Origin of the sequence: Propionicimonas paludicola, assembly GCF_002563675.1 — a bacterium.
GTDB classification, from domain to species: domain Bacteria; phylum Actinomycetota; class Actinomycetes; order Propionibacteriales; family Propionibacteriaceae; genus Propionicimonas; species Propionicimonas paludicola.
The window spans coordinates 849,278-861,199 of record NZ_PDJC01000001.1 but is presented as its reverse complement, the minus strand read 5'-3'; the positions used below and the strand labels follow the sequence as shown (position 1 = coordinate 861,199).

General features: G+C 65.7%; 11 protein-coding genes. 9 read left to right on the top strand and 2 right to left on the bottom strand.

Annotation, left to right across the window (positions count from 1 at the left end; translation table 11 throughout):
- Positions 1-19 precede the first annotated feature (19 nt).
- Both ATK74_RS03810 and ATK74_RS03805 read left to right on the top strand, forming a co-directional pair.
- Positions 20-790, top strand: coding sequence for an ABC transporter permease subunit (locus tag ATK74_RS03810; RefSeq protein WP_143483553.1), 771 nt, complete (start codon positions 20-22; stop codon positions 788-790).
- A 35-nt stretch (positions 791-825) separates the two neighbouring features.
- On the top strand, positions 826-2,064 hold the full coding sequence (locus ATK74_RS03805; protein ID WP_098459796.1) for an erythromycin esterase family protein: 1,239 nt from the start codon (positions 826-828) through the stop codon (positions 2,062-2,064).
- Here the strand turns inward: ATK74_RS03805 and ATK74_RS15670 are convergent.
- On the bottom strand, positions 2,048-2,182 hold the full coding sequence (locus tag ATK74_RS15670) for a hypothetical protein (RefSeq protein ID WP_281255357.1): 135 nt from the start codon (positions 2,180-2,182) through the stop codon (positions 2,048-2,050). The two genes, ATK74_RS03805 and ATK74_RS15670, sit on opposite strands and share 17 nt — an antisense overlap.
- 128 nt (positions 2,183-2,310) lie before the next feature.
- Here ATK74_RS15670 and ATK74_RS03800 point away from each other — a divergent pair, with 128 nt between their 5' ends.
- The 7 genes from ATK74_RS03800 to ATK74_RS15280 all read left to right on the top strand — a co-directional run bounded on the left by ATK74_RS03800 (position 2,311) and on the right by ATK74_RS15280 (position 11,269).
- Positions 2,311-3,861: a restriction endonuclease gene (locus tag ATK74_RS03800; protein WP_098459795.1), complete on the top strand. Its 1,551-nt coding sequence runs from the start codon at positions 2,311-2,313 to the stop codon at positions 3,859-3,861.
- Positions 3,862-4,576: 715 nt separating this feature from the next.
- Positions 4,577-5,788, top strand: coding sequence for a toll/interleukin-1 receptor domain-containing protein (locus ATK74_RS03795; RefSeq protein ID WP_169923719.1), 1,212 nt, complete (start codon positions 4,577-4,579; stop codon positions 5,786-5,788).
- 1,724 nt (positions 5,789-7,512) lie between these two features.
- A complete protein-coding gene (locus tag ATK74_RS03785) occupies positions 7,513-7,671 on the top strand; it encodes a hypothetical protein (RefSeq protein WP_211283276.1) in 159 nt (52 codons plus the stop codon).
- Positions 7,672-8,051: 380 nt separating this feature from the next.
- The gene (locus ATK74_RS03780; RefSeq protein WP_098459792.1) at positions 8,052-9,398 is read left to right on the top strand and encodes an HNH endonuclease signature motif containing protein; all 1,347 of its coding nucleotides are present in this window, start codon (positions 8,052-8,054) and stop codon (positions 9,396-9,398) included.
- A gap of 323 nt (positions 9,399-9,721) precedes the next feature.
- Positions 9,722-10,588 carry an HhH-GPD family protein gene (locus ATK74_RS03775; RefSeq protein WP_098459791.1) on the top strand — a complete coding sequence of 289 codons (867 nt, stop codon included), beginning with the start codon at positions 9,722-9,724 and terminating at the stop codon, positions 10,586-10,588.
- Between the two features lie 42 nt (positions 10,589-10,630).
- Positions 10,631-10,879, top strand: a complete 249-nt coding sequence (locus ATK74_RS03770) for a hypothetical protein (protein WP_098459790.1) — start codon at positions 10,631-10,633, stop codon at positions 10,877-10,879.
- A gap of 228 nt (positions 10,880-11,107) precedes the next feature.
- Entirely contained in the window at positions 11,108-11,269 is a 162-nt protein-coding gene (locus ATK74_RS15280; protein WP_169923718.1) for a hypothetical protein, read from the top strand.
- 72 nt (positions 11,270-11,341) lie between these two features.
- On the opposite strand, the gene ATK74_RS03765 is transcribed toward ATK74_RS15280, so the two are convergent.
- Entirely contained in the window at positions 11,342-11,875 is a 534-nt protein-coding gene (locus ATK74_RS03765) for a YcxB family protein (RefSeq protein WP_143483552.1), read from the bottom strand.
- Positions 11,876-11,922: the final 47 nt, after the last annotated feature.

Here is an 11,922-nt window from a genome sequence, read left to right as displayed (position 1 = left end):
TCGTCCGAAAGAAGCCGACATGACCACACCCGCACTCGCCACCACTACGTCCAGAAGCGCCCAACTGCCGAGGATGCTGCGCACCTTCGCTGTGGAGTTCCGCAAGCTTGTGAACACCCGCGCGGCATTGGCGCTCCTCGCGTCCGCCGCCGTCCTGGCCGGAGTCTTCGGCGGCGGGGCCGCCCTGACCGCAGGCCCGCACACCGACTTCGGCCAGATCGCCCGGCTGGCCGGAACCCCCGGCGGAATCGTCTTGATGGTGATGGCCGTTTTGCTCATCACCTCGGAGTTCACCACCCGGACGGCCGCGGTCACCTTCACTCTGAACCCGAGGCGCGGCGAGGTGCTGGCTGCCAAGGTCGCTGTGATCCTGGTGATGACGCTGGCGCTGACCGTCCTGTCGGTGATCGCGGCCGCCCTGGTCATGCAGGTGGCGCCGCTGATGACCGGCCGCCACCTGCCTTGGACCATGGATCTGCCTCGGCTAGCGGTGTTCACGGCCACGAGCGCACTGATGGCCTGCGCGGGCCTCGCCTTCGGGTTGGCCGTCCGCAACGCGCCCGCTCCCCTGGTGATTCTGCTGGTCTGGCCGATGGTCTCGTCCATGGTGTCGACGGCCAGCCCGGCGTCCACCGCAGTACTCGACTACCTCGACCAGGGTGCCGCCGCCGCACTGCTGGTCGAACCGATGGGTCCGGCGATCGCCAAACTGGCTACCTCCGTGCTCGTCTGGGTGGTGGTGCCCGGCGTGATCGGGACGGTTCGGCTGCTCCGCGGTGACCTCAGTTGAACCCGTCCACCACACCGCCACAAGGGAGAACCGTCATGCGCAAGCCGCTCACTCATCGCCGCTGGTTCATTGCACTAGCCGCAGTCCTCTGTCTGGCTACCGCAGTCGTTGGCTGGTCTGCCTGGACGAGCCGTCCGGTCGGCGTGCCTCAGGCCGTCGAGTTCGCTCAGGCCACGCTGTCTGAGCGGATGACCTCGGCCACCGTCCTCGCCCTCGGGGAGGCAACGCACGGGACGCATGAGTTCCAGACCCTGCGCCTCGACCTCCTCCAGCGCACGGTCGGTGCCGGCTTCACCACCGTGGCCTTGGAAGAGGACTTCGGCTGCGTCGCGGCCGTCGATGCGTGGGTGCAAGGCGGCTCGGGCACCGTCGAGGAGGCCCTGCACCGCTTCGGCTACGCGATCAGCCGCACCCGCGAGATGGCCGAGCTGCTGAGCTGGGCTCGCAATTACAACGTCGGCCGCAACGAGGAGCAGCGGGTGCGTTTCGTCGGGGTGGACGTCCAGCGTCCCGATGCGGACAAGGCGCTGGCTCTCAACTGGCTGGCCACCCGCGAGCCCGAGAAGGCTCGCACCTTGGCCAAGCGCCTCAGCAGCTTGACCGACCAGACCAGGCTCGGCAACGAGGTCGCCGCCGAGGTACCTGCAGCCATCAACGAGCTGGCAGCGGCGATCACGGCCGCCGACGACGGCACCGAGGCGGCCAGCGACGCTCTGCATGCGACCCAGGTGCTGCTGCAGGATCGGACGCTGGCCGCAAACTGGAGCGGCCCGGCCCGAGACCGCCTCATGTTCGACAACCTGCGCTGGCTGGTCGACCGCGGAGCCCGAACCGGACGGTCCCACACTCTCCTGTTCGCCCACGACGGCCACGTAGACCGGGCCGGCCAGGCAACGGCTGCCGGTTCCCCGACGCTGGGCTTGTTGGCCGCAGCGGCCTATGGCGACAGCTACCGGGTGATCGGCACCGACGCCCACCACGTCCGCTTCCTCTCCGGTGACCGCGACCGCCGCGAGGAGTTCTCGTTCACCGTCGACTCCGCCTACCGCGGCATGTTCGCTGGCACGTCAGTCGGCTACCTGGAGTTGGCGGACGCTCGGGGTCCGAACGCCGACGTCGTCCAGAGCCCCACCCTGATGGCGAGCGCAGGCGAGCAGTTCGTCGGCTGGTACGCGTTCCTGCCGCCCCTGCACAGCGTCCAGGTTGTTCCCGCCCAGGCGTGGGACGCCGTCATCTACGTCGAAGACTCCACCCCGGTCACGATGGCCGGCTGAACCTGCGGGCACTGTTGTCGTGCGCTTCGACAAGTCCGATCTCGGGCTCAGCTTCGCCGAACACGAACGCTGCCAACAGCAGGGCTTCAACTCCAAGCTCGGCGGCGAAGTCGTACAAAACGCTCCCCTACGGGCGACTGCACAACCACTGCCCAAGCGGCAAGATGGAAGGGCCGACCCCAAGGAGATCATGAGTATCACCCGCCCCCGCGCTGGCTGTCGCACGGGTTCGATGGGCGGTGCCCCGTGACCGACCAAGAAGCTGGCGGCACCCGCAGTGCGCCCGTCTCGGGCGTGGGTGCCCCGACCACCGCCGGTCTGGACTTGCTGCGCCAGCTCGACTGGCGCCAGTTCGAAGAGCTCGTCGGTGCCGCGTACCGCGCCCAAGGCTTCACAGTTCTGCCGACATCACCTGGCGCGGACGGCGGCATTGATCTGATTCTCAGTCGTGGAGATGAACGCATCTTCGTGCAGTGCAAGCACTGGAAGGCGTGGCAGGTCGGCGCACCGATCGTTCGGGAGCTGTTCGGGCTCGTCGTCGCCAACCGTGCGACCCGGGGCATCGTCGTCACCTCAGGCACCTTCAGCCGAGAGGCTGTCGAGTTCGCCCGCCAAAGCGGCACCGAGCTGCTCGACGGCCCCGCAGTTCTGTCGCTCTTGGCAACCGGCAACGCCTGCCTCCAGACAGGGGCCACAGAGCCCGCGCCGTCCACACCGCCTCCAGCCGCGTCGTCCGGCGCACCAGCCTGCCCTGTGTGTCTGTCGCCGATGCTGTTGCGCCGGGCCCGGCGCGGCCCTCAGACCGGGGCACTCTTCTGGGGCTGCGTCCGCTTCCCAGGGTGCCGCGGCACCCGCGAAGCAGCGCTAGGGACGCAGCTGCCCCCTACCCATCGCCAGCGTGCTCGCCGGCGTCGCGGTCAACGCCAGGCCGCACTCGGCCTCGTCGCGGCAATGCTCGGCGTCCTCATGTTGTTGCCGATCGGTGTCATCGTGCTAGGCAGCATGGTCGGCGCCGCTACGACCTCACCCACGCGATCTGTGCTGCCCATCCTGGGGGCATCCCCGTCGACGAAGGCTGCGTTCGGCATCGCAGGCCTCGGCGAGCAGCCGCTAGATGTCGCTCTCGACTCCAGCAGCAAACGGCTCTACACAGCCAACTACGTCAGTGGCGATGTGTCAGTGATCGACATTGCGACGAGGTCTGTCGTGGACACGATCGACACCCCCGGAAAGCCGGTCAGCGTCGCCATCGGAGGGTCCACACTGTACGTCGCGGACCGGGATGGCAAGAAGGTCTACGCGATCAGCCTCAAGACCAAGGCAACGATCGCGACCTTCGCGGCCGGACACGAGGTGCTAGACATCGCCGTAGACAAATCGGCTGGACGGCTCTTCATCAGCCACGAAGACGGAACCATTCGCACCTACGCCATCGCTTCGGGTCGCCGGCTGTCCGACCTGAAGGCTTACGCGGGTGCGTTGATCACGGTCGACACGGACGAACATAAGATCTACGCCAACAACTCTGCGGGAGTCCTCTACAGCTTCGACTCGAGGTCTCTCAGGCAATCCGCCACCAAGTACGCCGGGCCAGGAGGCATCGCCGTGGACTCCAAGCGGCAGCGCCTCTATGTCGTCCAGGGCTCGCAGCTGCGCGAGCAGAACCTCATGACCGCGAAGTCACGCTCGATCGACCTCGCCATCGATGCGCAATCCGTGGCGGTCGATCCCGCGACCCGCACCGCCTTCGTTGTCGACGCCAACACCAACGCGGTACAGACAGTCAGCCTCGAATGACCCTGTGCCGGTCTTGGCCAGCCAGAAACTGGCCTCCCCACTGCCGCTGAGCTCGGCACACACGCCAGACACGGGCCCGTCGTGACCACTTCCCTCTCGGACTACAACGCCTCAAGGAGAGCCGTCCACATGGTGCACCCACGCAAGCGCCCGCCGACTTCTTGGTGCCGCGAAAGGCCTGGAGCGAGACCGCAGCGAGCAGCACACCCCCCATCTCCGCCGACAGATCCGGTCTCTGGCGGGTGACGAGCTGTGATGGCAGACCCAGCGCCGCCGAGCGCTTGCGCAAGCCCCCTGACTGCGCCTGCCGACGCCACCTGCCCACAGTGATCCTCGAAAACGCCACTTCCGCGGCTCGCGATACATGAGAGCCCCTGCGTCCTGCGCTCCCGACTCGAGGGACCCATCTCGAGATACCTCAACTCGACCGCGGCCTCCGTGGCGCGCGATCCCGTGCCACCTGGACCCGATCAACGCGGAACACTTCATCGCTCATGGCCAGGATGCCACGCTTCCTCGTCTCCAGCGTCGGCTGGGACGCCCCGCTGCCAGCAGCTGCACGCTCTGCCAGCCCACGTCGATAGGGCGGGATCAGATGACCACCGAGAGCTCCTCTCGCCAACCCCGGCCGAAGGATGGGAAACCGCCCAGCCCTCGAGATTGTCCGCCTTCATTGCGTAAGATTCCATCAACAGCGAGCGAGAGCAGGCGCGCATTGTCCAGCAGCCACAAGAAGGGGCGCGGAAACACCCGCCAATTGCCGGTGAGCCAGCAGACACGAAACGTGACCCCCCAACCCCTGCAGCCCGATCGAGTTGCAGCGCCCATCGCGATTGATGAGGGAATCAAGGTGTTCCTGAGTTACGCTCGTGCCGACGATGCCGCGTTCAACATGGTTCGACCATTCAAGGAACTTCTTTCCCACCTGGTTTACGCTAAGGTGGGGCGGCAAGTACGCGCATTCGTTGACCAGGACGACATACAGTGGGGCGATATCTGGAAAGAGCGCCTCACAAGCGAAATTCTGGGTGCAACAGTATTCATCCCCCTCCTCAGCGCCGCCTACCTCGACAGCCCCAATTGCCGAATGGAGTTTAACCGATTTTACTCGAACGCCCGGACGCTGGGGGTCACCGAACTCCTCCTACCCGTGTTGGTCTTGAAGGCGCCCGTCGTTTTTCACGATGACTCGCCGGATCAGATTGTGAGAGTCTCAGCCGAGCGCCAGTGGGAGAACATCGAGGAGGCGGTGCTCTCTGACCGAGGTTCGTCCGAGTGGAAGCGCACGATGGCTCGGTTGGCAGACCGCTTCGTTCAGTCCTACCAAGCTGCCGAAAGCCGGCTCGCCACACTGTCCCCGGATCAACTTGGCGGCGCAATGACCGACAGCGAGACGGCGGACGAGGATGAAGAGGACGACGAGTCGCTCGGGCTCTTCGAGATAATGGAACTCATGAACGCCGGCTTCGCCACTATGACCACGGCGGCGGAAGCGATGGCACCTGCCATAGAAGCACTGGGCAACGGTGCGAGAAGCGTCGGAGCGTTGCCCCCCACCGCTTCTGCGAAGGAGATTCAGCTGTGGTCCATGCGGGCGGCCCACGCGTTTGGAGGACCAGCCAAGGAAGTTGAAAGCGCGGGCCAGCAAATGTTCACAGCGACAGCAGAACTCGACTCTGCGATGCAAAGACTCCGTTACATTGTTGGATCAGCACCGGAGTCCACGGGGCTATCTAAGGCATACACTGACATGGTTGCGCCACTGTCAGACCTGACCGAGGTACGTGATCAGTTGATAGGGCTTTTGGATTCAATGAGACCCGCAGAGTTGTTCTCCGTTCCACTCCGCAAGTCACTCGTCCCCGCGCGACGAGGGTTGACGCGCGTAACTGATAGCATTCAGCTCATTCAGGCATGGGCGGCCTGACGAGACGACGTCCCCGGCGCAACCTTGCCTCCACGACGCGCAGCCCACCAAACACCCAAGTAGACACCCGGCACACTGGTTGATGCATCTTTGCGTTTACGCACCGCAACGGAATGGCCATCCGGCCTTTTGAGCCAGGCTAGCTGACAAGCGTCGCGTAACAGATGTGCTGGCGCAGTCGGAAGACACCTCACCTATGTGGGCGTCGCCTCACCGATGAGTTCATAGGTGTTACGCACCAAATCTTGACCAAACGGGTTGGAGGTGCCCGGCGATGGGGGAAGACTCATTCTTCGCACAGTCAGGAGCTGCCGCGCCACCAGTTCCTTCGTTCCACGCGCGCGGACATCCTTGCTCACTCCAAACCTTCGGGTGAATGTATCTACGCTCCACCACTGAGCCGTGCCGGCCTCACGCGACTCCTCCAGAAGTATCAGGAGCATAACGACGCCCGCAGCACTAAGGCCTTGCATATGGCCGCTCACCCATAGCGGCTGGGGCACCTTGAAGTACTGATGGCGCTCGCGCGTCCTCTGCGACCTGGCCTGCCGGTATGCATCGGAGGGCACCGTGTACGCACGGCCTCGCCCGTCCTCGCTCAGCAACGCCACGATGGTAGGCAGCCCCCGAACAGGCGTCAGCCCCACGAGCCCCAACTCATGGAGAGTGGCGAGAGCGTCCTTGACTCTGCGAGCCCCTCGACGGCTCGGGTCGGGGAGGTCAAGAAGCTGTGCCCAGGTTCGGTTTGGCGCCTGAGTGACGAATGGCTCCCGCGAGCACCTCCATATGAGCGCCAAATAGAGCTTCATTGCCACCGCAGACCCACCCTTACCCCCGCGAGAGGCAAGAGCTGCCAAGGGCGGCAGCTGGCCATCGACCGAACGAACGAACGAGTTACGAACCGGTGTATCGACTCGCTTTCCACTGCTCTCGGACAACGCCCGAACGACCTCCGCCGACCCTTCGGTTAGCGTCGGCTCGATGATCTTCAGCTCTCGGTACTGGACCGGCGCTTGAGGTCTCGAGGCGGGTCGCGCCCAACCCGCAAGCACGTCTTCAACCCTTGTCACGATGCCACCTCCTGCGTCCGCTTTGCCAGGTAATTGATGAGTCCTTCTTAGTTAGCGCATCTAGGGGCCGAGCAACATTGCAACAACCTCTCAGCTACATCGACTTAAGCATACTACTATGTTCGAGATAACCTCTCATTTCGACTCAACGCGAAGCAGATACCGTAGCCAGGCCTGGATACTGCTCTGGGTAAGGAGTAGCCTGTGCGGCAGAGAGGTCGCGGCCTCGTCTTCGAGTTAGGGGTAGGTGTCCTAGCTCGTCCGAAGCCTACAGCCTCATGCAGGCGGCACTGAGTCCGAGCCTGCCAGGTCGAGGACAGTCGCTCTGCACTGGCATCCGGGAAGAGTGTCCGGGTGGAGGTGAGTCCAGAGTGCGATGTCGCCGCGAGGGGGTCGGGGTGGAACCCGGCCCCCTCCCCACTTGCCCTGTCACCGCCTGCAATCAGCCCGGTCCTCAAGCTGGCGCGCATGGCAGCCAGACCACCAACATGCTCCGGACCTGGCGAACCGAGAGCGGCGGACTCCTGGCGATGAGTGTCTGCCCGCTGAAGGCGGCGCGTGACATCACTGACGCCGCCAACGCCGAACTCGCCGCGCTGGCATCGGGGTTGAGTAACAGGAGGCCGGGCCTCCCTCGCACCCTACACTCCACGAGTGATCCGTCTCACCCCGGCGCTCATCGAGTGTTACGCCGCCAATGCACGCATTCTCCCGTGGCGGCAGCACGGGTTCAGCGCGTGGGGCGTCCTGGTCAGCGAGTTCATGCTGCAGCAGACGCCGGTGAGCCGGGTGGTCACGCGATCTCGCGCGTGACTGGAGCGGTGGCCAACTCCGTCCGCGCCGGTTGATGAGCCTGAAGCCCGACTCGTTGGCTAAGCCTGTCGAAGCCGATCACATCGGCACGCAGCAGATCAGGCCAAGGGGTCCACCGCGCTCACGCCGGCGACCGCCTCGGAGCCGCGGACGTTGCGGGTGTCCAACCTGCGACCGCCGACGAGGCAGATCCCAGCAATCTGCGCATCGGTCGGTCCGTCTGCCCTGCTGCGAAAAGTACGCGTGCGGTCATCTCCGGAGCACGTATCTCCTTAATTCGGAATCGTCTCCCCAGTAACCATCTGTACGACTTTTCTGGAACTCCACTAACGGGCGGAGAGGCCGACAAAACTGTCAGTGGTGCGGTTTAGTGTGGGGTTATGGATGAGAGCTTCACTGAGCTGACTGATGGCCAGTTGTTTGCCGTTATTGGTGCTGCTCTCGATGCTCTCACCGATGATCGGCTGCGGCTGCCGTCCGATGCCGAACAGCTCGCCCAGCTGTTGGACGCGCTGCGGCTGGATGCCCGGCTCCAGGCTTGGCAGCAGCAACTCGCCGCCCGGATCGAAGCGACGGAGGCGGCCTGTCGGGAGTACTGCACCTCGACCACAACCTGGCTCACTGACGCGGCCCAACTCACCCCGCGCGAGGCCAGACGACTCGTCAAAGCCGGACAAGGACTCGCCCAGTTCCAGATTGTTGGAGCCGCGGCTGCCGCAGGGGCGGTGTTGCCTTCGCAGGCTGAGGCGATCACGTCGGTGCTCGCCGACCTGCCCCGAGAGTTCGACCAGGCCACCCTCGTCCAAGGCCAAGAAATGATGGTTGGCTTCGCGGCCAGCCACGACGCTGCCGCCCTGCGCCGGCTCACCACACACCTAGTCGAAGTACTCGCCCCCGACACCGCCGACACTCTCGAAGCTGCCAGGCTTGAGCGGCAGGAGCGGGCAGCTCGTGCCCGCCGCTATCTGGAGTTCTTCGGCGACGGACACGGCAACGTCCACATCCGTGGCAGCCTGCCAGTAGCCGATGCTGAACCGTTCATTCGGATCATCGACGCCTACGCCGCAGCCGACAAACGCGCCTCCCTCGAAGCCCGAGATCCACTCGCAGAGCTTGTCACCCCCACCATGCGCCGAGCCGACGCGCTGGTCACGATGGTCAACCGGCACTGCCAGGAGGCACTCGCTCCGACCAACGGCGGCGACCGGCCCCGCATCGTGATCGCCCTGTCCTACGACAAACTCGCCAAAACCGCCGCGGACAACGGGCTGCTCACCGGACACCTGATCGGCAGCAACGAGCCGGTGCCGGCCAGCGTCCTGCGGCGACTGCTATGCGACGCGGATGTGTTACCCGCAGTACTTGGCAGCCCATCCGAAATCCTCGACGTCGGACGCACCCAACGCCTCGTCACCACCCCGATCAGAGCAGCCCTCGAACTCCGCGACGGCGGATGCGTGTTCCCCGGCTGCGACAAGCCGCCTCAGGACTGCCACGCCCACCACATCACCCCCTGGTGGGCAGGCGGAAGTACGTCACTCGAAAACCTCGTCCTGGTCTGTGCGCACCACCACGGCATCATCGAACCGGGCCACGACCCGACCGCCGATCGCTGGCAGGTACGACTGCGAGCCGACGGCCGAGCGGAGATCATCCCGCCCCGGCGCGCCGACCCCACCCAGCGGCCACGCACCCACACCCGCTTCCTCACCCCGATGCGCGCATGAGTTGGCCAACGACAGGCAATTCGTGGACGTCCGGAGCGCATTTACGGATGAATGCGCGCGTCTTGCAACAGGTCGTGGACGGCCATAAAGGACGCCGCTCACATGAAAGGCCTTCCTGACGCAACTCCTTTCCGAAAATGCGAAACAGGCTGCGCCCCGAGAGCAGCCGACGGTTCGGGATTATGCGCTGCCGACAATTGAACCTCCAATCCACCAGGAACCTCCAGGGTCACCAGCATGGCGGTGTGCGCTCAGCCCCACGCCCCCAACCTGCGGCACCACCACCGACGCCGCCCCGCCGTACCGTTGCCTACACTTCCCCCGTGCCCAACCTCGCCCCGGCGCTCATCGAGTGGTACGCCGCCAATGCGCGCGAACTGCCGTGGCGGCAGGACGGGTTCAGCGCGTGGGGCGTGCTGGTCAGCGAGTTCATGCTGCAGCAGACCCCGGTGAACCGGGTGATCCCGCACCTTCAGGCGTGGCTGGAGCGGTGGCCAACCCCGTCCGCGCTGGCCGACGAGCCTGCGGCTGAGGCGCTCACTCAGTGGGCGAACCTGGGCTATCCGCGCCGGGCGCTGTGGCTGCACCGGGCCGCGGTCGAGATCCGGGATCGCTTCGGCGGACAGGTGCCGTCCGACGTGGACGAGCTGCTCAGCCTCACCGGCATCGGCGACTACACCGCGCGGGCCGTGGCGGTCTTCGCCTACGGGCAGCGGGAGCCGGTGGTCGACATCAACACGCGTCGGGTGATCGCCCGCGCCCAACACGGACGCAGCCAGCCCGGGCCAGCCTCGCCCCGCGACCTGGTCGAGATGGATGCCCTGCTGCCCGACGAACCGGACGATGCCGCCGCCTTCAACGCCGCCACCATGGAGCTCGGCGCGCTGATCTGCACCGCCCGCAACCCGCGCTGCGAGGCCTGTCCGATCGCAGACCAGTGCCAGTGGCTGGCCGCCGGAAGGCCCGACACCGGCGACACCCGCCGACGCCAAGCCACCTACGAAGGCAGCGACCGCCAGGCTCGTGGTGCCGTGATGCGGGCCCTGCGCCAGGCCGCCGACAACGCGCTGCCGCAGGCAAGCATCGTCCCCGATTGGCCGGACGCCGATCAACGCGAGCGAGCCATCGCCACCCTGCTGGCCGACGGCCTGGTCCGCGCACGCGGGGACGTCCTTGAGCTCCCCCGCTGAGCCAGCACACCGGCTGTCAGAGCCGACTCCTACCGTGAGGACATGGTCGGTCCTCAAACATGCGAACTGCTCGCGCAGATCGTCCCTGTCTTCCTGCTGGTCTTCGCCGTCCGAGGAAGTCTCACATCCCAGATGGTTGCGCGAATGGCCTCCACCCAACCGCGCCGTCCAGCGGGTCTGAACTGGCGCGACAATTGGAAGCTCGATTGGGCGGTGCTCGTGGTGATCTTCCTGCTCTTCGAGTTCGCCCTTGTGCTCGGAGCGGCGAGCATTCTGCCATGCCTCACGTGATCGTCTGGCCCTGGTTCTTCTTTGTCTTGGTGTACACGGCGATCGAAATGTGGGCGTCCGGACTGCCGGCAAAGCCTTCCGATCCGACGGACGCCCCACCAAGTTGATCGAACCCGCGCGATGGCGCAGACCTGGCGGGCAGGTCGAGCCGTGCCCGATACGGACGCCAAGGGCAAGCCTTAGCTCAGCCTCAGCCCGGTCACAGATGGCAGCCCGAGACTCGGGCTTATGAGGCAGAACGCGAACCCCGAGGTCCCGTGGGCCACACCAGCCCGACTACCGCGATTGCTCCGATCGGCGCGCCGCAGCCTGAACTACCAGCTGCTCGTCCTGATGATCCGTCTCGGCGTGATCCAGCCCGCACAGGTGCGGGTCCGCGCGCACCGCTGATCGCGGCCGTCCGTCCGCACCGTCGAGCGAGGCGCGCTGCTTCGACGCCCCGAGGAGCACCAGCGCGGCCCGTCACGCCGTGGCCAGGCCGGCCCTCACCGCGGCCAGGAAGTCGGCCACAGCCGAGCCCCCGATCCGCTTGGGAATGACGTAGGCCTGGATCGGCCCGACGAAGATGAAGGCGTGCGACGGAGTCTCCTCCACGCGGTCGATACCCCGCCACGAGACCGTCGAGGTGCCGTCCGGGGTAGCGTCGTGCACGCCGTACTGGTCGATCCAGATCCGACAGGGTCCGGGCTTCCCGAGACCGCCAGACTCAGCCAGGCGCATCACGTTTCGCTTGGTCGACCACGCCCACAACGGGGGCCAGATCAGCCAGAACACCGCGGCAGCGATCAGGCCGGCCACCAGCCCGTAGAGCCAGCCGTCCTGGAGACCAGCGGCCAGGCCGAGACCGACGAACATCGCCGCACTCGCTCCTATCCGAAGCCGCGCACTCCGCTTCTGCACCGCGGGCGCGCTGAGGGCGCCATAGATGCTGAAGGCCACGAAGTCTTCGGTCGTCAGCTCGAACTCCAGCACTGCGCTCCAATGATCAGCGGACAAGGTGGCCCGAGCCTAACAGCGACTCGGAACCACCTTTCGAGTCGATC

Bases quoted from the DNA above. Each gene is read 5' to 3' on its own strand.
- ATK74_RS03810 (WP_143483553.1), top strand. From the start codon at position 20: ATGACCACACCCGCACTCGCCACCACTACGTCCAGAAGCGCCCAACTG.
- ATK74_RS03805 (WP_098459796.1), top strand. From the start codon at position 826: ATGCGCAAGCCGCTCACTCATCGCCGCTGGTTCATTGCACTAGCCGCA.
- ATK74_RS03780 (WP_098459792.1), top strand. From the start codon at position 8,052: ATGGATGAGAGCTTCACTGAGCTGACTGATGGCCAGTTGTTTGCCGTT.
- ATK74_RS03770 (WP_098459790.1), top strand. From the start codon at position 10,631: ATGGTCGGTCCTCAAACATGCGAACTGCTCGCGCAGATCGTCCCTGTC.
- ATK74_RS15280 (WP_169923718.1), top strand. From the start codon at position 11,108: ATGAGGCAGAACGCGAACCCCGAGGTCCCGTGGGCCACACCAGCCCGA.